Source organism: Streptomyces sp. NPDC104096 (assembly GCF_055584385.1).
In genome coordinates this window covers 1-23,156 of sequence record NZ_JBVJMD010000075.1, presented here as the reverse complement: position 1 = coordinate 23,156, position 23,156 = coordinate 1, and the positions used below count along the sequence as shown (strand labels likewise).

Here is a 23,156-nt window from a genome sequence, read left to right as displayed (position 1 = left end):
CAGGCTCCGGTCGGGAAGGATCCGGCTGGGAAAGATCCGGTCGGGAAGGATCCGGCTGCGACGGTTCCGCATGGGTAGGGTCCGGATGGGGAAGATCCGGCTGCGGCGCATCTGGCTGCGCCGGATCCGGACGAGGCGGATCCTGACGGAACGCGTCCCGGCGGCGCACCTCCGGACGGGTTGGATCCTGACGGAGCACATCCGCACGGGTTGGATCCGAGCGGGTCGGAACCGGACGGAGGGGATCCGGACGGAGGGGATCCGGGCGAGGCGGATCCTGGCGGAGCACATCCGCTCGGGGCGGATCCGGGCGAGGCGGATCCTGGCGAGGCGAAGGGACGGTCCGTGACCCACCGGCAGGGCGGTCGCACGGTCGCGTCCCGGCTGCGCGCCGTTCCCGGGATCCGTGCCCTGTCGTCGTACCGGCGCGAGTGGCTGGTCAAGGACCTGGTCGCGGGCGTCGTCCTGACCACGCTGCTGGTGCCGCAGGGCATGGCGTACGCCGAGCTGGCGGGCCTGCCGAGCATCACCGGCCTGTACACGACGATCCTCTGCCTGATCGGCTACGCGGTGTGCGGCCCTTCGCGCATTCTGGTCCTCGGCCCGGACTCCTCGCTGGGGCCGATGATCGCCGCCACCGTGCTGCCCCTGGTGGCGGCGGGCGGGGATCCCGACCGGGCGGTCGCGCTCGCCTCGGTGCTCGCGCTGATGGTGGCGGCGATCATGATCCTGGCGTCGGTGGCGAAGCTGGGCTTCATCGCGGACCTGATCTCCAAGCCGACGATGATCGGCTACATGAACGGCCTCGCCCTCACCATCCTGATCGGCCAACTGCCCAAACTGCTCGGGTTCAAGGTCGAGGCGGACACCCTGATCGGGGAGTGCGTCGGACTGGTGCGGAAGCTGGCCGAGGGAGCGGTGGTGCCGGCCGCGGCCGCGGTCGGGATCTGCGGGATCCTGGTGATCCTGGTGCTGCAACGGCTGGTGCCGAAGGTCCCCGCGGTGCTCGTGATGGTGGTCCTCGCGATCGCCGCCACCGCGCTCCTCCACCTCGGCGAACACGGCGTCGACCTGGTCGGCGAACTGCCCGCCGGTTTCCCGCCGTTCACCATCCCCAAGGTCCGACTCGCCGACCTGCTGCCGCTGTTCGGCGGCGCGCTGGGCATCGCCCTGGTGTCGCTGGCCGACACGATCTCCAACGCGTCGGCGTTCGCCGCCCGTACCGGGCAGGAGGTCCGGGGCAACCAGGAGATGGCCGGGGTGGGGGCGGCCAACCTGGCGGCCGGTCTCTTCCAGGGCTTCCCGGTCAGCACCAGCGGATCGCGTACGGCGGTGGCGGAGCGGGCCGGTGCCAGGAGCCAGCTCACCGGCCTGGTGGGGGCGGCGCTCATCGTCCTCATGCTCGTGCTGGTCCCGGGCATGTTCCGCAACCTTCCCCAGCCGGCCCTCGCCGCCGTCGTCATCACCGCGTCGCTGTCCCTGGCCGACGTGCCGGGGACGGTACGGCTGTGGCGGCAGCGCAGGACGGAGTTCCTGCTGTCGGTCGCGGCCTTCCTCGGCGTGGCGCTGATCGGCGTCCTGCCGGGGATCGCCGTCGCCGTGGCGCTGTCCGTCCTGAACGTCTTCCGGCGCGCCTGGTGGCCGTACAACACCGTGCTGGGCCGGGTGGAGGGGCTGGAGGGCTACCACGACGTCCGTTCCTACCCGGACGCGGGCCGGCTCCCCGGGCTGGTGATCTACCGGTTCGACGCGCCGCTGTTCTTCGCCAACGCCCGGACCTTCCGCGACGCGATCCGGCGGATGGCACGCGCCGAGCCGCGGCCGCGCTGGATCGTGATCGCGGCGGAGCCGATGACGGACGTGGACACCACCGCCGCCGACGTCCTCCAGGAACTGGACGTGGCGCTCAACGCCGAGCACGTCCATCTGGTGTTCGCCGAGCTGAAGGACCCCGTGCGACGCAAGATCGAACAGTACGGGCTCACCCGCACGATCGACCCGCGTCACTTCTTCCCCACCGTGGAGGCCGCCGTCACCGCCTTCCGGCTGAGCACCGACGCGCAATGGGCACCGCCCGCCGCCGACGGACCGGCGCCGTCCGACCCCGAACCGCCGCCCGGCGCCCCCGAACCGTCCACCGGTTGATCGACCGCCGCTTCAACTCCCCGTGCCCGGCGGGTCGATCGGGCCTGCCCGCGTTCAACTCATCGCGGACATGGGCGAATTTCGAAGCACAGTTGCTTCACAGCTTGACGACTGTGGTTCAGACCTTTAGGTTCCCGAGCACCGCGGTTCCACGAATGCGCTCACCATTCACGGATGTGAACACCCCCCACCATCAGCCTCCAGCGGAAGACTGTGACTCCCTGATGACCAGACGACTCCCGGCACGCTCACGCGTGTTACGCGGCACCCTCACCACCGCTCTGCTCGCACTCGCGGCCGGCGCCCTGGGCGCACCCCCCGCCTCGGCCGCCACCGGCACGATCACCGGCCTCGCGGGCAAGTGCCTCGACGTGGCCGGTGCGAACCCGGCGAACGGTACGGCCGTACAGCTCTACGACTGCAACGGCACCGCCGCCCAGCAGTGGACGGTCGGCACCGACGGGACGGTCCGGGCGCTCGGCAAGTGCCTTGACGTCACCGGCAATTCGACCGCAAACGGGGCCAGGCTCCAACTGTGGGACTGCACCGGCGGCGCCAACCAGAGATGGACGGTCTCCGCGGCCCGCGACCTCGTCAACCCGCAGGCCGACAAGTGCGCGGACGTCACGGGCAACACCTCCGCGAACGCCACCCCGATCCAGCTCTGGACCTGCACCGGCGGCGCCAACCAGAAGTGGACCGCGCCCGCGGCCGGCGGCGGCACGACACCCGCCGCTCCGATGGCCGTCGCGCCGTACCTGTACAACGGGTGGGGAAACCCGCCCAGTCCCACCACCGTCATGAACGCCACCGGCGTCAAGTGGTTCACGCTGGCGTTCGTGCTCAGCAACGGCTACTGCAACCCGCAGTGGGACGGCAGCCGCCCCCTGACCGGCGGCGTCGACCAGCAGACGGTGACCGCCGTGCGCGCGGGCGGCGGTGACGTCATCCCGTCGTTCGGCGGCTACAGCGGCAACAAGCTGGAGAGTTCCTGTTCGAGCGCCGGGGAGCTGGCGGCCGCGTACCAGAAGGTCGTCGACGCCTACGGTCTCAAGGCGATCGACATCGACATCGAGGCCGACGCCTACAGCAGCGCGACGGTCCAGCAGCGCACCGTGGACGCGCTGAAGACGGTCAAGGCCAATAACCCGGGCCTCAAGGTGTACGTCACCATCGGCACCGGGCAGAACGGCCCCGACACCGGTCTGATCAACCGGGCCGCGGCGTCCGGGCTGACCGTGGACAGCTGGACGATCATGCCGTTCGACTTCGGCGGCGCCGGACAGAACATGGGCACGCTCACCCAGCGGGCCGCGGAGGGCCTCAGGACGGCACTCAGGAACGCGTACGGCTACAGCGACGACCAGGCGTACCGCGACATGGGCATCTCCTCCATGAACGGGATCACCGACCAGAACGAGACGGTGACCGTCGCCGACTTCCAGGCGATCCTCGGCTACGCGCAGCAACACCACCTGGCCCGGCTGACGTTCTGGTCGGTCAACCGCGACCGTCCCTGCACCGGCGGCGTCGCCGACAGCTGCTCCGGGGTGGGCCAGCAGAACTGGGACTACACCCGCGTCCTCGCGAAGTACACCGGCTGACCTTCCGCGCCACCCGGGCCCCACCTCGTCCGGGCCGATCCGCGATGCCAACCCCCCACCGTTCCAGGAGAGTTCCTGTGTCCAGATCCAGCAGACCCTCGTCCGGCCGTCCCCGGACGCCGAGGACGCTGTCCGTGGTCGCCGTCATGGCGGCGACGGTGTCCTGTCTGACGTTCGCCGCGCAGGACCGGGCGTCCGCCGCGGCCGCCGCACCGCCCACCGGCTGGGCCACCGTCGTCAACGCGGGCAGCGGCAAGTGCGTCGACGCCCGCGCGGCCGGGACCGCGGACGGGACCGTGGTCCAGCAGTACGCGTGCAACGGCAGCCAGGCCCAGCAGTGGCGGGTGACGGCCACCTCCGGCGGGTACGCCCGGGTGGACAACCGCACCGACGCCACCAAGGCCTGGGACGTCACCGGCGTCTCGACGGCCGACAGCGCGCCGGTACAGCTGTGGACGTACGGCGGCGGCGCCAACCAGCAGTGGCAGGCCGTGGTGGAGCCGAGCGGCGCCTACCGCTTCGTGAACCGCAACAGCGGCAAGTGCCTCGACGTGCCGAGCGCGTCCACCGCGGACAGCGTGCAGCTCCAGCAGTACACGTGCAACGGCACGGCGGCCCAGTCCTTCTACGTAGCCCCCGTCGACGCGACGCCACCGCCCGGCACCCCGGACCTCGGCCCGAACGTCACCGTCTTCGATCCGTCGACACCCGCGGCCACCGTCCAGAGCAGCCTCGACGCGGCCTTCGCGCAGCAGGAGACCAACCAGTTCGGCACCGCCCGCAAGGCCTTCCTGTTCAAGCCCGGCACCTACGACGCCAACGCAAACGTCGGCTTCTACACACAGGTCGCGGGGCTCGGCCTCTCCCCCGACGACGTGAACATCCGCGGTTCCGTGCACGCCGAGGCCGACTGGTTCCAGGGCAACGCCACCCAGAACTTCTGGCGGTCGGCGGAGAACCTGTCGGTGACCCCGACGGGCGGCGCGGACCGCTGGGCGGTGTCGCAGGCGGCCCCGTACCGGCGGATGCATCTGCGCGGCAACCTCGCCCTGGACGACGGCGGTTGGTCCAGCGGCGGCTACATGGCCGACACGAAGATCGACGGGCAGGTCGGTTCGGGCTCGCAGCAGCAGTGGCTGTCGCGGAACACCGAGTGGGGCGGCTGGACCGGATCCAACTGGAACATGGTCTTCGTCGGCGCGAGGAACGCGCCCGCGAACACCTTCCCCAGCCCTCCGTACACCACCGTCGCACAGGCGCCGGTCACCCGTGAGAAGCCCTTCCTGTACGTCGACACGGCGGGCGCCTGGAAGGTGTTCGTGCCCTCGGCGCGTACGGACAGCAGCGGCACGACCTGGAGCGCCGGCACCCCGGCGGGCACCTCGCTGCCCCTGAGCGACTTCTTCGTCGTCAAGCCGGGCGCCACCGCCGCGCAGATGGACGACGCGCTCGCCCAGGGCAAGAACCTGCTGGTGACGCCGGGGGTCTACCACCTCGACCAGACCCTGAAGGTGACCCGGGCCGACACGGTCGTCCTGGGACTGGGCCTCGCGACGCTCGTCCCCGACAACGGGATCACCGCGGTGTCCGTCGCCGACGTCGGCGGCGTCCAGCTCGCCGGGCTGCTGATCGACGCCGGGACCACCGACTCCGCGCAGCTCATGGAGATGGGCCCGAGCGGTTCGGCCGCCGACCACAGCGCCGACCCCAGCGCGCTGCACGACGTGTTCTTCCGGATCGGCGGCGCGGGCGTCGGCCGGGCGACCACCAGCCTGACGATCAACAGCGACGACGTCATCGGCGACCACCTGTGGCTGTGGCGCGCCGACCACGGCAGCGGAGTGGGCTGGACCAGCAACACCGCCGACACCGGGCTGGTCGTCAACGGCGACGACGTGACGATGTACGGCCTGTTCGTCGAGCACTACCAGAAGTACCAGACGGTCTGGAACGGCAACGGCGGCCGCACGTACTTCTACCAGAACGAGATGCCGTACGACCCGCCCAACCAGGCCGCCTGGACGAACGGTTCCACGCAGGGCTACGCCGCCTACAAGGTGGCGAACTCGGTGACGAGCCATCAGGTCTACGGCTTCGGCAGCTACTGCTACTTCAACGTCAACCCCGCCGTCGCCGCCGAACGCGCCGTCGAGGCCCCGAACAACGCGAACGTGCGGTTCAAGGACATGGTGACGGTCTCCCTGGGCGGCACCGGCACGATCCGGCACGTCGTCAACGACCGGGGCGGGCCGTCCAACTCCGCCACCAACGTCGCCAACCTCGTCAGCTACCCGTGACCCGCGCGGAGAGGACCGGCCGATGAACACCTCGGTGAACACCCACACGTCCGGTGCGGCACGCACCGCGCTGCGGATCGTCCTGCTGCTGGCGGCGCTGCTCGCCCTCGTCGCGCCGCCCGCCGCCCGGGCGGACACGGCGGCGGCCCCGTTCAAGGTGCTCGCGCTCTACAGCGGCACCTGGGACGCGGCGCACATCGACTTCGACAAGGAGGCCGACGACTGGTTCCCGCGGCAGGCCGCGGCGAACGGCTTCACCTACACCGCCAGCACCGACTGGAACCTGCTCGCCAACGGCGGTGTCGACGCCTACCAGGTCGTCCTGTTCCTCGACGACCTGCCGCAGACGGCCGCGCAGCGCAGCGGCTTCGAGCGGTACATGCGCGGCGGCGGTGCCTGGCTGGGCTTCCATGTCTCGGCCTTCACCACCGACGCGGCCGACTGGCCCTGGTACCACGACCAGTTCCTCGGCAGCGGGGACTTCCGCTCCAACACCTGGGGACCGACCTCGGCCGTCCTGAAGGTCGAGGACCGCGCCCACCCGTCCACCAGGAACCTGCCGGCCACGTTCACCTCGGCGGTCAGCGAGTGGTACAGCTGGTCCAACGACCTGCGGCAGAACCCGGACATCAGGATCCTGGCCTCCGTCGACCCCAGCAGCTTCCCGCTGGGCACGGACCCCGCCCAGAGCTGGTACAGCGGCTACTACCCGATCCTGTGGACCAACACGAAGTACCGGATGCTGTACGCGAACTTCGGTCACAACGCGATGGACTACGCGTCGAACACCCGGCTGTCGTCGACGTTCGCGAGCGCGACACAGAACCGGTTCCTGCTGGACGGGCTGAAGTGGCTGGGCGGGGCCGACGGCACGACCCCGCCGACCGGCCCGATCTCCGAGACGGCCTGGTACTCACTGACGAACGACGGCAACGGCACCTGCGTGGACGCCCGTTCGGCCGCCACGGCGAACGGGACCGCGATCCAGCAGTACGCCTGCAACGGCACGCAGGCACAGCAGTTCCGGTTCCGCCCGACCGACAGCGGCTACCGACAGGTCGGCGTACGCGCCAACCCCGCGCAGGTCATCGACGTGACCGGCGTCTCCACCGCAGACAACGCACCGCTGCAACTGTGGAGTTACGGAGGCGGACAGAACCAGCAGTGGCTGCCGGTCGAGGAGAGCCCCGGGCACTACCGCTTCACGGCCCGGCACAGCGGCAAGTGCCTGACCGCGGCGGGCGGCACGGCGAACAGCGTGCAGCTCACCCAGCGCGCCTGCGACGGCACCGCCGCGCAGCGCTTCACCCTGACGGCACAGCCCTGACCCTGCCCACCTGAGCCTGGACAGGGCCGGTGGAACGTCCGGTCGCGGTCGCGACCGGACGTTCCGCGTGTACGCCGCGAAGTGCCACCGGGGCCACCGCCTCCGACCGTGCGCGACGCCGTAACTACCATGCGCACCGTGGAACTTCAGGATCTGATGGACGAACAGGCCGGTCTTCGCGACGTCCCGGCCGTGGTGGCGGGCGTGTCGGCGGCGGGCGCGCGCACGACGGCCGGCCGGGGGCCGGTCGCGGCGACGGCGGGATCGTGTTTCCGTATCGCGTCGCTGACGAAGGTCTTCACCTGCGCGGCGCTGGTCCGCGTACTGCGGGACAAGGGCGTCCCGCTGGACACGCCCGTCGTCGAACTGCTTCCCCGACTCGCGCCGGACTGGCGGGCCGACGCGGGTCTCACCGTCGAGCAGGTCCTGGGGCAGGTCTCCGGTCTGCGCGCATCGGTGGACGCGGCAACCGCGCGGGCGCTGGGGGACGGTGACGGCGCGCTGCTGGAGGCCGCCCGGCTCGTGGTCCGCGCCGGGAACGAGCGGGAGCCCGGCGAGCGGTGGGCTTACTACAACGGCAACTACTTCATGGCCGGCGCGGTCCTCGCGGCCCTGAGCGGCACGACGTACGAGAGCGCGCTGAAGACGGGCGTCCTGGACCCGTGGGGCCTCGAACGGACCGGTTTCGCGGCCCCGGCTGGGTCCGTCACCGGGTGGAACGGCACGACCGAGGTCCCGCCGTTCGGCTATCCGCGCACCCGGCGGCCCAGCGGGGGCCTGTGGTCGTCGGTGTCGGACCTCCTGACCGCCGGCGAGGCCCTCCTCGCCGACCGGGCCCTGCGGGACGAGGTCCGCCGTGCGCGCACCCGGACCGACGACCCCATGGCCTACGGGCTGGGCTGGGCCCTGGGTCCCTCGGGTCAGATGTATCTCAACGGGCGGCTGCCCGGCTACCGGGCCGCGATGGTCCTCGTCCCGGACCGGGACCACGTGAGCGTGGCCCTCGCCGGCCAGGAGACCGCCCTGCCCGCCCTGGCCCGACTGCTCAGCACGGTGCAACAGCCCCTGACCGGGGACGACCTCGCCGAGGCGGTCGAGGGCTTCGCCGCCTGAGTTTCAGGGGCGGTCCGGCGGGGCGGCCGTCGGCTACAGGACGCCCGGTCCGGCCGCCGAGAAGGCGGCGGCCAGCGGGGCGGGGTCGCCGGGCGACAGCAGCGCGGCCACCGCCGAACCCGCCGCGCGGTGCCAGCTGCCGCCCCGGCGGAGCATGGCGTGGTCGCCGTCGGTCACCAGCACGACGCCCGCCCGCGCGCCCGCCTCGCGGGCCCGGCGCACGTACGCCACCGACGCGTGCGGGTCGGTGGTGCGGTCGCGGTCGCCGTGCAGCACGAACACGTCCTTGCCGCGCAGCTGGGTCACCGGTTCGCCGTCCGGGCACCAGGGGGCCAGCGCCAGCACGGCCCGGACCTGCGGCGCGGCCGCGGCGCGCAGGGCCGCGCGGCCGCCCATCGAGTGGCCCACGAGGACCACCGGGACGTCGCCGACGAGGCCGGCCAGTTCGTCGAGCGCCCGCCGGGCGTCCCGCAGCGGATCGGCGTCCGCGCCGTTCCAGCCGCGGACCCGGTAGCGCACCTCTCCCAGGAAGACGTCGTCGTCGGACAGCGCGGCGGACACGGCCCCGGTGAACGGCCGCATCCGTACCGCCGCCAGGTGCCAGGGCCGGGACCGGGTCCGGCCGTCGGCCCGGCCGCCGTGCAGGAACAGCACCGCGGCACGCGCCGTGGCCGGGGCCCGGCGGGCCACCAGCGCGGTGCGCGGATCCGCCGCGCCGGGGGCGGGTGTGTGGTCGTGCCCGGTCATCCGTCCTCCTCGCCCGCCGGGCGTGCGCCGACGCCCGGATCAGCGGATCGCTCACCGATCATTCGTCGCCGGAGACCCGGCGGCCCGGCCGGACGGCGGGCGGGTCCGGGAGTCCCGGGCCCGCCCCGACCGCTACGGTCCGTCCGTGCGGCCGTGACCCTCATGACGAGGCCACGGCCGGATGTCGGACCGTCCGGCCGGGCGTCAGACGGTCAGCCGCACCGGCAGTTCGAACAGGTCGTTCTGGGTCACCACCGGCTTGTTGCGCAGGGCCGACGCCGGCACCGCGAGCTCCAGCCGCGGGAAGCGAGCGTACAGCGCCGGCAGTGCCACCCCGGCCTCCAGCCGGGACAGCGCCGCCCCCGGGCACACGTGCGGGCCGTGCCCGAAGGAGATGTGGCGGGTACGTGTCTCGCGGGTGATGTCGAACTCCCCGGCCGTCGGACCGTGCGCGGCCTCGTCGCGGCCCAGCGCGCCGTACGACACGATGAGCGCGTCCCCGGCCGGGAGGACCCGGTCGCCGACGGTCACGTCCTCGGTCGCGAAGCGGATCAGGACGTGCGAGGTCGGGGTCGACCAGCGCAGCGTCTCCTCGACCACCGCCGACCAGTCCACCGTGCCGGACAGCACCAGGTCGCGCTGCTCGGGGTGGGTGGAGAGGTTGACGACCGCGTTGACGATGAGCGAGATGGTGGTCTCGTGCCCGGCCGCGACCATCAGCTGGAGCGTGGAGACGATCTCCTCGTTGGTGAGCCGGTCGCCGTCCTCGGAGGCGAGGACGAGGGCGCTGGTGAGGTCGTCACCGGGTTCCGCCCGCTTCGCGGCGACCGTCTCGGCCATGATGCCGGCCAGTTCGACGAGGGTCGCGAGGACGTCCTCGGGCGCGGTCTGGGTCGAGAAGAACTTCTCGAACAGCTCCTTCAGCCGGGGCAGCCGGTCCTCCTCGATGCCCATGAGGTCCGCTATGACGTACATGGGCAGCGGGTAGGCGAAGGCCGCCTTGAGGTCGACGACATCCGCGTCCGCGGGCAGCCGGTCGAGCAGCTCCTCGGTGAGCTGCGCGATCCGGTCCCGCATCGCCTCCACCCGGCGCGGGGTCAGGGCCTGGGCGACGAGGGTGCGCATCCGGCGGTGGTCGGCGCCGTCCACGGTCAGCATGGAGCGGCCCGGGTTGGCCAGGCCGATCAGCGGCCAGTCCGGCGGGATCTCGCCGCGCTGCCAGGCACCCCACACATCGATGTCCTTGACCAGCCGGGGGTCGGTCAGGAGCGCCTTCGCCTCGGCATGGTGGGTGACGGCCCACACGGGAACCCCGCCCGGGAGTTCGACCGCCACCAGCGGACCGGCGGCGCGCAGCTTCGCGCTCTCGCCGTCCAGATCGGTGACGAACGGATCGAGCGCGATCCGTGCTGCTTCGGTGCCGGACGTCATGGTCGGTTGCCTCCCAGGGCAGGGGTGGGTGTGAAGCGCACGGGCAGTTCGGTCAGCCCGCGCAGCCACGGCGAGGGTCGACGGCTCAGGCGCTCGGCCGGAACCGTCAGGTCGATGTCGGGCAGCCGGTCCAGGACCACCTCGATGCCCGTGCGGGCGATCACCTCGGCGACCTCCTGGGCGGGGAACGGGCAGCGGTGCTCGCCGTGCCCGAACGAGAAGTGCGCGTTGTTGCCGCCGGTGAGGGCGGAGGCGTCGGTGCGCACCTGCGGGTCGGAGTTGGCCGCCTGGAGGCCGAGCAGCAGCAGGTCCCCGGCGCGGATCCGGCGCCCGCCGAGGTGGGTGTCGCGGGAGGCCCAGCGGCCGGCCACGTTCTGGGTGGGGGTGTCCTCCCAGAGCACCTCGTTCATGGCCTCGGCGACGCTGTGGCGACCGCCGAAGAGCGAGGCGGCGAAGCGGGTGTCGGTGAGCATCAGACGCAGCGAGTTGCCGATCCAGTCGGCGGTCGGCTGGTGCCCGGCGGCCATCATCACCATGAGGTCCTGGGTGATCTCCTCGTCGGTGAAGCCGCTGTCGTCCGCCAGCATCCGGGAGACGACGTCCCGGGCGGGCGCGGCCCGGCGCCCGGCCACCAACTCGGTCATGGAGGTGGCCAGATGGATCTGGCCGGCCAGGGCCCGCTCCCGCCCGTCGATCATGTCGTTGAGGGCGGTGACCAGTCCGGGGCCGTCCTCGTCGGAGAAGCCGTACAGCCGGGCCAGGACGCGCACCGGCAGCAGCATGGCGTACTGGCCGATGAGGTCGGCCTCGCCCACGGTGCAGACGGAGTCGATCAGTTCGTCGGCGAACCGCTCGGCGTGGCGGCGCAGTTCGAACGGGTCGGTGCCCTCCAGCGCGTTGCTGATCATGGCGGCGCGTTCGCGGTGACGTTCGCCGACGGTGTAGAGGATGGACGGCTGCTTGCGGCCGATCATGGGCAACAGGGGCCAGTCGGCGGGGACGGCGTCCCACTGGCTCCACAGTTCCGAGTCGCGGCTGAAGAGGACCGGGTCACCGGTCACCTGGTGCAGTTCGCGGTAGCCGAGCACCAGCCACGCGGGGACGTCGCCGTCCAGCAGCACCGGGGTGACGGCACCGTGGTCGCGTCGCATCTCCCGGTAGAGCAGGGCGGGTTCGGTCTGGAATCGGGAGCCGCTGAGCGGTACGGCGTCGGTGGTCACACGAACTCCCGTGGAGGCGCGGCGGTCCGGGCCGACTGCCCGGCGTAGCTGTTCTTGATGTGCTGGACCAGGGTGATCAGGACGTCCTTGCTGGACTCCCGCGAGCGGGCGTCGCAGTCGATCAGCGGCACCTCGGGATCGAGGTCGAGCGCCTCGCGGACGGCGTCGTGCGAGTGGCGATCGGAGCCCCCGAAGTCGTTGCAGGCCACGATGAACGGCGTGCCGTGCTGTTCGAGGCGGTCGATCGCGTACCAGGAGTCGTCGATGCGGCGGGTGTCGACCAGGACGACCGCGCCCAGCGTGCCGGAGAACAGCCGGTCCCACAGGAACCAGAAGCGCTCCTGCCCCGGCGCGCCGAACAGGTAGAGGACGTTGCGCGCGTCGAGGGTGATGCGGCCGAAGTCGAAGGCCACCGTGGTGGCGGTCTTGCCGCGCACCTCGCTGACGTCGTCCACCGACTCGCCGGCCCGGGTCATCGTCTCCTCGGTGTTGAGGGGACGGATCTCGCTCACCGAGCGGACCATGGTCGTCTTGCCGACGCCGAACCCGCCCACGATCACGATCTTCAGACCGTTGTCGGCGGTGGCACCCAGCGGGGTGCGGGCGTCAGATGTTGCGGAGTCCAACGAGCACCTGCTCCAGGATGTCGGGGTCGGGAAGGGCCGACGTGCGGGGGTGGCGGGCGCTCACGCGGCCCGTCGCCAGCAGGTCGGACAGCAGGATCTTGGTGATGCTCACGGGGAGGCCGAGGTCCGCGGCGACCTCCACCACCGCGGTGGGCGACCGGGTCGTCCGCAGGATCGCGGCGTGCTCCGACTGCATGCCGGGGGACGGTTCGCACTCGGCCACCACCAGCGTGACCAGATCGAACGGGCTGTCCGGTCCGGCCCCGCTGCGCCCTCCGGTGAGGGTGTAGAGGCGGTCGGGGCTGTCGTCCCTGCCGGGGCGGCTCATGCGGTGCGCGGCGGGGCCGTCAGGTGCTCGCCGAGCTGTTCCACGAGCTCGCTCATGTTGTGTCCGATCAGTCCCGCGTCGGCGTCCTCGGTGGTCACCACGGCCAGGTGCGCGCCCTCGCCGGCCTCGACGATGAAGAGGGTCCCGCCGTAGAACTCGGTCATCGACGAGCGCACCCCGCCGCTGCCGTCGCCGAACTCCACCGAGGCGCCGTGCGAGAGCGCCTGGAGACCGGAGGCGATGGCGGCGAGGTGGTCGGCCTGATCGACCGTCAGCTCCTTGGTGCGGCAGAGCTTCAGTCCGTCGCGGGAGAGCACGAGCGCGTGCCGGGCGCCGGGGGTGCGCTCCAGGAGCCCCTCGATGAGCCAGGTGAGCTTCTCGTCGGCGGTGGTCGTGCCGGTCATGAGGTGGTGTCGCCTTCCGGATACGCGTGCGAGTGGGAGGGGGTGTCGGATGCCGCCTCGGGCGGGGCGGGCGCGGCGGTCCGCCGCTCGTCGGGGGCCGGCGGCAGCGGGTACCGCCCGGTCGTGTCCTCGGTGCCGGCGCGGACGGCCTCGCGGAAGCTGCCGAAGCGGGCGGCCTTGGACCGGATGTCCGCGGCGGACTCCGTACGGCGCTCGGGGTCCGGGGTGGTGGAGCGGGCCCGTTCGGCGGCGGCGAGGGTACGGCCCCGGCGACGCTTGGGCAGACCGGAAAGACCCTGTCCCGCCTCGTCGTCCACGCCGTCACCGCTCTCCTCCGGTACGGCGTCCGCCGGAGAGGCCGCGGAGGCGGCGAGGGGGGCGGAGGGTGCGGCGGTGCCCGCGGCGGTGGGGTCGAGCGCGCCCCGGGCGGAGGTGGCCGGGGGACGCTGCGCTGCGGGGGCGGCCACGGGCCGGGACGCGCCGGACGCGGCGGAGCGGGGTTCGGCGGGGGCGGCGGTGAGGATGTCCTGCGGGATGAGCATCAGGACACCGGTGCCGCCGCGCGCGGAGGGCCGGAAGGAGACCTTCAGACCGTGCTTGCGGGCGAGCCGGCCGACGACGGCGAGGCCCAGCCGGGTACCGGTGAGACCGCCCAGTTCGGCCGCGTCACCGGCCACGGCCGTCTCGGCCCGGCGCAGTTGGACGTCACCCATGACGAGTCCGCTGTCCTCGACGGAGACGATGACCCCGGCGGGCACCTCTTCGACGTAGACGTGGACCTCGGCGTTCGGCGGGGAGAAATTGGCCGCGTTGTCGAGGAGTTCGGCCAGGGCGTGCATGACTCCCTCGGCCGCGAATCCCGCGACCGCGCTGTCGCTCACCGAGTGCAGCCGGATGCGCTGGTAGCCGCTGATCCGGCCCATCGCGCCGCGCAGGATGGACTCCATGGCGATCGGGCGTGCCCAGCGCCGACCGGAACGGGCGCCCGTGAGCACGGCGATCGAGTCCGCCAGACGGCCCGCCTGCGCGGTGCGGTGGTCCAGGTGGAGCAGATCGGCGAGCACGTCCTCGTCACTGTGCCGGTCCTCCATCGCCCGCAGGTCGGCGAGGGTACCGGTGGCCAGCGCCTGCATCCGGGCCGCCGCGTTGGCGGTCGCGGAGATCGCCGCCGCGCGTTCGCCGACGGCTCGCTCCAACCGCGCGGAGACCGTTGCCAGTTCGTCGGCCAGGCGGTGCCGCTCGGCCTCGCCGGCCTGGGCGAGCCGGACCCGTTCGCGCGCGAAGTCCTCCAGCAGCCGGGCGCGTTCGTGCCCGGCGGCGTCGCTGAGCCGCTGGTTCTCCCGGCGCCACTGCTCGGCCGCACGCGCGCCTTCGTGCAGGGCGCGCTGCGCTTCGTCGTTCGCGGCGCGCAGCGCGGTGCGGGCGGCGCGGGCCGAGCGTAACCCGTGCGCGGCGACCGTGACGGCCGCGCACAGCAGCACCGCGGCGGCGCTCGCGCCCCAGGCGAGCGGGCCTCGCACCGAGTGCGGGGCCGCCGCGACGGAGCAGCAGACGACGAGGGTGGACAGGGCCGCGGTGGGCAGCGCGACGGAGAGATGGGAGCGGAGGGCGGGTCGGTCGCCGTGGGCAGCGGACGCGGTCATCAATCGGTTCCTCGGGCGGCCGCAGCGGCTACGGCCCTCGTCTCGTCCTCGGGAAAAATGTGCGCAGAAAGCTGTTTGGATCGATCAACTGGGCGTCACTATACGAGAGTTTGCGATGAGGTCCAGAGCGTTCCGCTTCGCCTTCGGGAACCCGGGGAAGGCTCCGGCGCCGGTCGGCCGCCCCCTCCGCCCTGCTCGCCGCGCCTCCCCCCGACGGCCGAACGCAATTGCCGGGAGCCGTTCCGCAACCCGCTCTTCATCCGTCTCCTCATCCGATCCTGTCGATTTGCACGCCCCTGGCCGAGAACACGGAAATCCCCTCGCGCGCGGCGCGCTCGGGATTCGCCCGGCCGGACGGGATGCTCGGGAGTTTCCCCGGCCGTCGCCCCCCGACCGCCTCACCCGCCTCGGGACGTCACCCGGCCCGGCCCGCCGCGACACACCGGTCCAGGGCCGTGACCGGCGGATTTCGCCTGGTGCTCCACCCGCACCACGCGACGCGCGTACCCCCCTTGCCATACGGACCGTCACTCGGGCATTCCCCCGTCGTTGACGGCACCGACGGCACCGACGGCATTCGTCCTTTCGTCGGACGGATTCCCTTCTCGCCGCCTGAACGGAGAAATTCCGGGTAAGCGCGTCACATACACAGCCGAAGCGGGTCCGTCGGCACGAGAGCGGTTCACCGGCGTGGAGAAAGGACCTGCCATGACGAGGCCGACCGCACCGCCCCACGAGGACACCTCCGCCCCACGGCGGAGCGGACGGTCACGGACGGCGGCGGCCGCCGGCGCCCCGCTCTCCGCCCGCTCCACCACCGTGAAGCGCGTGTCCGCCCGGTCCAGGTCCGTCCCGGTCGACCGCGGACCCCGCCCGCACGCCCCGGCCCGCCGGGTCGCCGAAGTCCTTCGGGTGTCCCCCCACTGGTGGCCCGCCCTGCGCCGCACGCCGGTGTCGATGTGGCGCGACGACGTCTCCGACCACGCCGCCGCCCTCACCTACTACTCCATCCTCGCGGTGCTGCCCGCCCTGCTGGTCACCGTCGTCGCGTTCAGCCTGATCAGCCCCGACACGGCCAAGGCGTTCATCGCCCACGTCGCGGCCTACGCGCCCGGCCAGTCGGGCGCCGAACTGCACGATGTGCTGGCCCGGACGCTGCAGGACGACTCGGCGGCCTGGACACTGCTGTGCGCCGGCACCGTGAGCGCGCTGTGGTCCGCCTCCAGCTATCTCGCCGTCTTCCGCCGCGCCCTGCACCGGATGCACGGGACGGCCGACCGTCGCTCCCCCTGGCGCAGGGCCCACCGCACGGTGCTCACCGCGCTGCTGCTGCTCGGACTGCTCGTCGTCAGCGCACTGGTGCTGGTGCTGACCGGACCGGTCGCCGAGGCGGCGGGCCGCTTCCTCGGTCTCGACGTGATGGCCGCGTGGGCGTGGGGCCTGCTGCGCTGGCCGCTGCTGCTGTGCCTGGTGGCGCTCCTGGTGGTCGTCGTCTTCCACACCGGGCCCGCCTCGGCCCGTCGGCGCGGCCACAGTCTGCCGGGCGGCGTACTGGCGGCCGGTCTGTGGCTCACCGCCTCGGCGGGCTTCGCCGTCTACGCCTCCGCCATGAGCGCCTACAGCCGCCTCTACGGTTCCCTCGCGGGCGTCGTGGTGTTCCTGATCTGGCTGTGGATGTCCAACCTCGCCCTGCTCGCGGGCGCCCAGTTCACCGCCGAGCTGAACCGGGAGTCGGCCGTGCCCCCGGGCCCGGAAACGGCGTAGCGCCCCGGACGACGCGTCGCCGGGGCGCCCATCGCCACGGTGGCCGCTTCTCCTTCACCGCCGCGATGCCCGCCACGCCGGTCCCGGCGCGGAGGGAGGTCCGGTGACGGTGGCCACCTAGGTGAGGGGGCCTGTCCTGCCGACACGGAACGCGTCCATGGTGCCGGAAGTCGCGCGAACCGTGTGGTGAACAGGCCTTGCCAGGGAGGGTGCGGCTGATCCATGCTCGCCGCGTGCGCAGCAGTGGACGAAAGGACGCGGCACGAATGACGAGGGCGTATGCCCGCCGTGCCCGGCCCGGGGTTCCACGGCGATGTACCGGCGGCAGCCGGTCCGCACGGTCCTGAGGTCCTGACGGCCGGGCCGCTCCCCCTCCTCCCCGGGGCCGGCCGTCCGCCTCATGGCACACCTTCCCGGCGGGTCGGTCCTGACCCCTCGGCGCGAATCGTTCCCTCCGGGCGGCCCCGCGGAACCGCCCCGCCCGGACGCGGACCGCCCCGGCCGCCACCGCGGACGTCGCGGTCCGCACGACCGCACGCACACCGCCCCCTCACCGCTCAGGACGACCATGCACGAGTCGAGACCCACCGGCCCGCCCGCGGCCGCCCCGGGGGAACCGTCCCCGCCCGTCCCCGCGACGCCGGCCGCAGGGCCGCCGCTGCCGCGCTCGGTGCGGATCGGTTACGGGCTCGGGTCCCTGGCGACCGGCACCTTCGGCACCGTGCCGGGTCTGATCCTGCTGTACTACCTGACGGACGTCCTCGCGGTCCCCGCGGCCCTGGCCGGGGCGGCCGTGTTCCTGCCCAAGGCCTGGGACGTGCTGATCAACCCCCTGGTCGGCGCGGCGGCCGACCGCAGCAGGCTCCAGGGCGGTTCGCGCCGGCCGTTCCTGCTGGCCGGCGCGCTCACCCTGCCGCCGCTGTTCGCGCTGCTCTTCGCCGCGCCCCCGCTGCGCGGCATCGGGGCCGCCGGCTATGTGGCGGTGCTGTTCCTGCTCGCGGCGACGGCGTACGCGGTGTTCCAGGTGCCGTACGTGACCCTGCCGGCCGAGATGACCGAGGACCCGGCCGAACGCGGCCGGGTCCTGGCCTGGCGGGTGGGCTTCCTCGGCGTGGCCATCCTGCTCTCCGGCGCGCTGGCCCCCGCGATCGCCCACGCCGACGGCGACACCCCCGGCAGCTACCGAACCATGGGTGTGGTCGTCGCGGTCCTGCTGGCCGCGGGCATGCTGGGGGCCTGGCGCGCGGTCCGGCGCGCTCCCACGGTGGCGCGCAGCGAGGCGGAGCCGTCCCTGCGCGCCCAGTTGGCGGTCGCCCGCGACAACCCCGTCTTCACGGCACTGGCCGGGATGTGGACGGTGCAGGCGCTGGCGGTGGGCGTGATGCTGGCGGGGGTGCAGTACTTCGCCACCTACGTCGTCGGCTCGCCGGAGGCCGTCACCCCGCTGTTCGCCTGCATGATCGGCCCGCTGGTGCTGATGATGCCGCTGTGGAACCGCCTGGCGCGGGCACGTGGCCCGGTCTTCGCGCAGTGGTGCGCCTCGTCGCTGTTCACCGGGGCGGCCGCGCTGGTGTTCCTGACCCGCTACACCTCCCCCGTGGTGGGGTACGTGGCCGTGGCGCTGGTCGGAGTGGCCTACGCGGGACTCCAGTTGCTGCCGCTGACGATGCTCGCGGACACCCTGGCCGCGGACACGGCACGGACCGGGCGACGCCGGGCCGCCACCTTCACCGGCCTGTGGACCGCGGCGGAGACGCTGGCCCTGGCACTGGGCAGCGGGGTGTTCGCCGCGGTGCTGGCGCTGACCGGCTTCCGCTCCTCGGAGTCGTCCGAGGAGGTGGCCCAGCCGGCCGCGGCCCTCGTCGGCATCAACGCCGGGATGAGCCTGCTGCCCGCGCTGCTCTCGCTCGCCGCCTGCGCCCTGCTGGCCGTGTACGCACGCCGGTCGGCCGCGGCCTCCGCCCCGGCCCCGGGCGACCCGCCCACCACGCCCACCGAACCCACACCGAACGCCACTGCCCGGAAAGGGACCCGCCGTGTCCGCTGAACCCGCCTCCTCCTCCGCCGCACTGCCGGACGGCCGGTCCGCGCAGGCGCTGCTGGCCGAACTGCGGGAGCTGCGTGCCGGTGACGCCCCGACCCGGGGCGGCCACACCTTCGCCTACGTGTACGACGCGGGCCTGCCGGGTCTGGACGAACTGGCCGGCGCCGCCTACGGGGCCTTCGCCACCGTCAACGGCCTGGACCCGACCGTGTTCCCGAGTGTGGGCCGGCTGGAGAACGAGGTCGTGGGGGCGGTGTCCGCGCTCCTCGGCGTCCCGGGCGCGCAGGGCACCTTCACCAGCGGCGGCACCGAGTCCATCCTGCTGGCGGTGAAGACCGCGCGGGACCACGCCCGGGCGACGCGCGGTGTCACCCGTCCCCAGCTGGTGCTCCCCTCCACCGCGCACGCGGCGTTCCACAAGGCCGCCCACTACCTCGGGGTGGAGGCCGTGGTGGTGCCGGTCCGCCCGGAGAGCTTCCGCGCCGACGCCGGGGCCGTCGAGGCCGCGCTGACCGACCGTACCGTCCTGGTGGTGGCGTCCGCGCCGTCGTACGCGCACGGGGTGATGGATCCGGTGGCGGAGATCGCGGCGGCGGCCGCCCGGCGCGGGGTGCTGTGCCATGTGGACGCGTGCATCGGCGGCTGGTTCCTGCCCTTCCTGCGCCGCACCGGCCGTACCGTGCCGCCGTTCGACCTCTCGGTCCCGGGCGTGACGTCGCTCTCCGTCGATCTGCACAAGTACGGGTACGCCGACAAGGGCGCCTCGGTGGTGCTGTACCGGGACGGCGAGCTGCGCCGCCACCAGTACTTCGCGCACGCCGGCTGGCCCGGCTACCCGGTGGTCAACCCGACGGTGCAGGGAACGAAGTCCGCGGGGCTCCTGGCCCAGGCGTGGGCGGTGCTGCGGCACATCGGCGACGACGGGTACACCGCGCTGGCCCGCCGGGTGGCCGACGCGGCCGACCGGCTCGTACCGGGGCTGCGGGCGGTGGAGGGCATCCGGGTCCTGGGCGACCCCTCGGGCAGTCTGGTCGCGTTCACCGTCACGGACGCCGACGGCGCGCCCGACCTGTCCCTCGTCCTGCACCTCGCGGACGAGATGCGCGAGCGCGGCTGGTACCTCCAGCCGCAGCTGTCCTACGACGGTCTGCCGCCGAACCTGCATCTGACGCTGACCCCGGCGACCGGCGACCGGGTCGAGGCGCTGTTGGCCGATCTGGGACCGGCGTCGAAGGCGGCCCGCGGAGCCGGACCGCTGACCGTCGATCCGGGCCTGGTGCAACTCGCGGCCGGGCTGGACCCGGACACCCTGACGCCCGAGGAGGTCGCCGGGGTGCTGGCCTTCGCGGGTCTCGGCGAGGGGGCCGGGCTGCCGACCCGGATGGCCCCGGTGCTGGCGTTGCTGGACGCGCTGCCGGAGCGGCTCAAGGAGCGGTTGCTGACCGAGTTCGTGGGGTCGCTGTTCCGGATCTGAGCCGCCATCGGGAACACCGCCTGCGGTGCCCTCCGGGTCGGGCCGACCCGGAGGGCCCGGCTCAGCCGCGGGCCGCGTGCCCCGCTCTCGGCTTCCGCCCGTTCGGCCACAGCCGCGGCTTCCGCTTCGCCGCGATGTCCTCGATCCAGCCGGTCGCCAGGATCATCAGCCCGATCAGGGGCCAGACCAGGACGAACATCCAGAGGTTGTACGTCGAGTCGAGGATCGACGAAGCCTGCTTCCCCTCCATGAAGGGAAGGTTGTAGGCCAGGTCGATGACCGGGACGGTGGCCAGGATCAGCAGGTTGTGCCACAGGTAGATCGTGACCGCCCGGTTGTTGGACAGGGTGATCAGCTTGTCCCAGCGGGCCAGCGGACGGGGCAGTTCCTGCCAGGACGGGGAGTACTGGAGCAGGATCACCACGAACCCGAACGACCAGGCCGCCTGGGCCAGCGGGATGTCGTTGAGGTCCCAGCCGTCGGGTCCCTGATGACCCGACGCCCACCACAGGCCGAAGGCCATGAGCAGCGACGAGCAGGAGATCGCGATGTAGCGCGGGATCCGGCTGAGCAGTCCCTCGTAGTGGGCGAAGCCCAGCACCCAGCAGCCGCCGTAGACGGCGAAGTCGGTGACCGCGTTGCCGGTCTCGCCGGGTATCTTCACGACCCCGGTGCCCACCACCGCCGTCAGGGCGAGCGGCGCGAACAGCGTCGGCCAGGGCGCCTTGCGGAACGCCCACAGCAGCAGCGGCGAGGCCAGCACGAACCACAGGTAGGCCCGCAGGTACCAGAGCACGCCCGCCGCCTGGGCCGGCCAGGTGTCCTCCAGCAGACCGGACCGGGATCCGAGGTGCCAGGGGAAGGGGGGCGCCCCGAACGGGACGACGTAGTCGAACAGCTCGACGACGCCCCAGGTCCCGCCGAGGTCCGGGTCCTTCGCCGGGTTCCAGCCGCCCGCGAACATCATCGTCAGCGCGATCGCGCTGAACGCCCACAGCGGCGGCAGCAGCCGTCGGATCCGGCTGCGGATGACGCCTGCCGCCGGACGCTTCAGCGAACGCGCCATCAGCGAGCCCGCCAGCGCGAACATCACCCCCATCGAGGGGAACAGCACGGTCAGCCAGGCCCAGCCGAACAGGTGGTAGACGACCACGCGGACCAGGGCGATCGAGCGCAGCAGGTCGAGATAGCGGTCGCGCCCCGGTTTCCCGGACCCGGCCGCGACGGTCTGCGGCGCCGGTGCCGGTGCCGCGGCGGCCGGCTCCGGCAGGGTGCCGGCCGTCCGCTGCCGGGGGACACCGAAGGCCGGTGTCCGCTCGGGGCCGGTCTCGGCCCCGGTGACGGGTCCCTGGTTCATGCCACGGGCCTCCGATCGCTTCCGTCGCCGGTCCGTTGCTGCGGCACCGGGCCGCCGGGCGCCTCCACGACGCCGGTGCGGCGCAGCTTCTGCCAGCGCAGCCGGCCGCCGGTCAGGGCCGTGATCCAGGACTGGAGCAGGACGACGTACATGATCTGTCGGTAGAGGATCTGCTGGAGGGGCAGGGAGAGGAGGTGGATCATGGGCTCGCGGTCGAGCCGGAAGGCGTAGGCCGCGCACACCACCTGGATGGCGAGGACTCCCAGCCAGGCCACGATCGTCTTCTGGGTGGGGCCGAAGAGCAGGCCGTACAGGAGGAAGACGTCGATGAGCGGGGCCAGCAGCGGGGCCAGCACCATGAACAGGGAGACGAAGGGCAGGCCGACGCGGCCGAAGCGGCCGGACGGGCCGCGTTCGACGACCGCCTTGCGGTGCTTCCAGATCGCCTGCATGGTGCCGTACGACCACCGGTAGCGCTGGGACCACAGCTGCTGGACCGACTCCGGGGCCTCGGTCCAGGCGCGGGCCTTCTCCGTGTAGACGACCTTCCAGCCGTCGCGGTGGATGGCCATGGTGATGTCGGTGTCCTCGGCGAGCGTGTCCTCGCTCATGCCGCCGACGCGTTCCAGCGCGGAGCGGCGGAAGGCGCCGACCGCGCCGGGGATGGTGGGCATGCAGCGCAGGACGTCGTACATCCGGCGGTCCAGGTTGAAGCCCATCACGTACTCGATGTGCTGCCAGGCGCCGATCAGCGAACTGCGGTTGCCGACCTTGGCGTTGCCCGCGACCGCGCCCACCTTCGGGTCGGCGAACGGCTGGACCAGCTCACGGACGGTGGCCGGTTCGAAGACGGTGTCGCCGTCCATCATCACGATCAGGTCGTACCGGGCGTTCGCCACACCGCGGTTGAGGGCGGCCGGCTTGCCCGCGTTGAGCTGACGGATCACCCGCACGTTCGGCAGCCCCATGGCCTCCACGATCCGGGCGGTGCCGTCGGAGGAGCCGTCGTCGATGACGATCACCTCGATGGGGTGCTCGCTCGCCATCAGCGAACGGACCGTGTTCTCGATGCACTTGGCCTCGTTGTACGCCGGGACCAGCACCGACACCGGTTCGGTGATCGGCTGCGGGCCCCAGCGGAAGTCACGCCGGCGCACCTTGCGGACGTGCAGGGCCGACAGCAGCAGCATGAGCACGAACCGGCTGATGACCAGCACCCCGATCACCGCGAGGCCGACCACCAGCACGTCGGTGATCCCGTCGGCGGCCCACACCAGGAAGGTCCACGTCCTGCCCTTCCACAGGTCGACCCCGGTGACGGGCGTGTGGGCGCTCGGCGCGCCGAGGGCGCCGGTGAGGTTCTCGAACTCGTAGCCCTGGCTCTGGAGTTGCGGCAGGAAGCGGTCGAGGGCCTGCACGGTCTGGTGGCGGTCGCCGCCGGAGTCGTGCATCAGGACGATCGCGCCCTTGCCGCCCTTGGGCGTGGCGCGCCGGATGATCTCGTCGACGCCGGGCTTCTTCCAGTCCTCGCTGTCGGTGTCGTTGACGACGGTGAGGTAGCCGCGCGAGCCGATGTACTCGGTGACCGGCCAGGACTTGTCGTCCATGGCGTCGGCGAACGACGAGTACGGC

Annotated in this window: 17 protein-coding genes; 8 read left to right on the top strand and 9 right to left on the bottom strand. The window is 72.6% G+C overall.

What is annotated here, in order from left to right; translation table 11 throughout:
* The first annotated feature begins 345 nt into the window (after positions 1-345).
* The 5 genes from ACZ60B_RS38845 (at position 346) to ACZ60B_RS38825 (ending at position 8,486) form a co-directional block, all read left to right on the top strand.
* Entirely contained in the window at positions 346-2,145 is a 1,800-nt protein-coding gene (locus ACZ60B_RS38845) for a SulP family inorganic anion transporter (RefSeq protein ID WP_469395788.1), read from the top strand.
* 224 nt (positions 2,146-2,369) lie between these two features.
* Positions 2,370-3,749: a ricin-type beta-trefoil lectin domain protein gene (locus ACZ60B_RS38840; protein WP_469395786.1), complete on the top strand. Its 1,380-nt coding sequence runs from the start codon at positions 2,370-2,372 to the stop codon at positions 3,747-3,749.
* 146 nt (positions 3,750-3,895) lie between these two features.
* Positions 3,896-6,046, top strand: coding sequence for an RICIN domain-containing protein (locus ACZ60B_RS38835; RefSeq protein ID WP_469395802.1), 2,151 nt, complete (start codon positions 3,896-3,898; stop codon positions 6,044-6,046).
* A 22-nt stretch (positions 6,047-6,068) separates the two neighbouring features.
* Complete coding sequence (locus ACZ60B_RS38830; protein ID WP_469395784.1) at positions 6,069-7,373, top strand: ThuA domain-containing protein; 1,305 nt, start codon at positions 6,069-6,071, stop codon at positions 7,371-7,373.
* A gap of 138 nt (positions 7,374-7,511) precedes the next feature.
* Positions 7,512-8,486 (top strand): serine hydrolase domain-containing protein, encoded by a 975-nt coding sequence (locus tag ACZ60B_RS38825; protein ID WP_469395782.1) that lies wholly within the window; start codon positions 7,512-7,514, stop codon positions 8,484-8,486.
* A gap of 33 nt (positions 8,487-8,519) precedes the next feature.
* On the opposite strand, the gene ACZ60B_RS38820 is transcribed toward ACZ60B_RS38825, so the two are convergent.
* The 7 genes from ACZ60B_RS38820 to ACZ60B_RS38790 form a co-directional block, all read right to left on the bottom strand.
* Entirely contained in the window at positions 8,520-9,233 is a 714-nt protein-coding gene (locus ACZ60B_RS38820) for an alpha/beta fold hydrolase (RefSeq protein ID WP_469395780.1), read from the bottom strand.
* A gap of 204 nt (positions 9,234-9,437) precedes the next feature.
* The gene (locus tag ACZ60B_RS38815) at positions 9,438-10,664 is read right to left on the bottom strand and encodes a cytochrome P450 family protein (RefSeq protein ID WP_469395778.1); all 1,227 of its coding nucleotides are present in this window, start codon (positions 10,662-10,664) and stop codon (positions 9,438-9,440) included.
* On the bottom strand, positions 10,661-11,884 hold the full coding sequence (locus ACZ60B_RS38810; RefSeq protein WP_469395775.1) for a cytochrome P450: 1,224 nt from the start codon (positions 11,882-11,884) through the stop codon (positions 10,661-10,663). The genes ACZ60B_RS38815 and ACZ60B_RS38810 overlap by 4 nt, the downstream gene beginning before the upstream one ends.
* On the bottom strand, positions 11,881-12,510 hold the full coding sequence (locus ACZ60B_RS38805; RefSeq protein WP_469395773.1) for a GTP-binding protein: 630 nt from the start codon (positions 12,508-12,510) through the stop codon (positions 11,881-11,883). The genes ACZ60B_RS38810 and ACZ60B_RS38805 overlap by 4 nt, the downstream gene beginning before the upstream one ends.
* Positions 12,491-12,838, bottom strand: coding sequence for a DUF742 domain-containing protein (locus tag ACZ60B_RS38800; protein ID WP_469395771.1), 348 nt, complete (start codon positions 12,836-12,838; stop codon positions 12,491-12,493). The genes ACZ60B_RS38805 and ACZ60B_RS38800 overlap by 20 nt, the downstream gene beginning before the upstream one ends.
* On the bottom strand, positions 12,835-13,242 hold the full coding sequence (locus tag ACZ60B_RS38795; protein ID WP_152894987.1) for a roadblock/LC7 domain-containing protein: 408 nt from the start codon (positions 13,240-13,242) through the stop codon (positions 12,835-12,837). The genes ACZ60B_RS38800 and ACZ60B_RS38795 overlap by 4 nt, the downstream gene beginning before the upstream one ends.
* Positions 13,239-14,885 (bottom strand): sensor histidine kinase, encoded by a 1,647-nt coding sequence (locus ACZ60B_RS38790; RefSeq protein WP_469395769.1) that lies wholly within the window; start codon positions 14,883-14,885, stop codon positions 13,239-13,241. Before ACZ60B_RS38790 ends, ACZ60B_RS38795 begins: the two co-directional genes overlap by 4 nt.
* Positions 14,886-15,842: 957 nt before the next feature.
* Between ACZ60B_RS38790 and ACZ60B_RS38785 the strand changes: the two genes are divergently transcribed.
* The 3 genes from ACZ60B_RS38785 to ACZ60B_RS38775 all read left to right on the top strand — a co-directional run bounded on the left by ACZ60B_RS38785 (position 15,843) and on the right by ACZ60B_RS38775 (position 20,167).
* The gene (locus ACZ60B_RS38785) at positions 15,843-16,649 is read left to right on the top strand and encodes a YihY/virulence factor BrkB family protein (RefSeq protein ID WP_469395800.1); all 807 of its coding nucleotides are present in this window, start codon (positions 15,843-15,845) and stop codon (positions 16,647-16,649) included.
* Between the two features lie 568 nt (positions 16,650-17,217).
* The gene (locus ACZ60B_RS38780) at positions 17,218-18,696 is read left to right on the top strand and encodes an MFS transporter (protein ID WP_469395767.1); all 1,479 of its coding nucleotides are present in this window, start codon (positions 17,218-17,220) and stop codon (positions 18,694-18,696) included.
* Positions 18,686-20,167, top strand: coding sequence for a pyridoxal phosphate-dependent decarboxylase family protein (locus tag ACZ60B_RS38775; RefSeq protein WP_469395765.1), 1,482 nt, complete (start codon positions 18,686-18,688; stop codon positions 20,165-20,167). The genes ACZ60B_RS38780 and ACZ60B_RS38775 overlap by 11 nt, the downstream gene beginning before the upstream one ends.
* 61 nt (positions 20,168-20,228) lie before the next feature.
* On the opposite strand, the gene ACZ60B_RS38770 is transcribed toward ACZ60B_RS38775, so the two are convergent.
* Both ACZ60B_RS38770 and ACZ60B_RS38765 read right to left on the bottom strand, forming a co-directional pair.
* On the bottom strand, positions 20,229-21,524 hold the full coding sequence (locus ACZ60B_RS38770) for an acyltransferase family protein (RefSeq protein ID WP_469395763.1): 1,296 nt from the start codon (positions 21,522-21,524) through the stop codon (positions 20,229-20,231).
* A partial coding sequence (locus ACZ60B_RS38765; protein WP_469395761.1) for a bifunctional polysaccharide deacetylase/glycosyltransferase family 2 protein occupies positions 21,521-23,156 on the bottom strand: 1,636 nt, incomplete at its 5' end. The genes ACZ60B_RS38765 and ACZ60B_RS38770, both read right to left, overlap by 4 nt.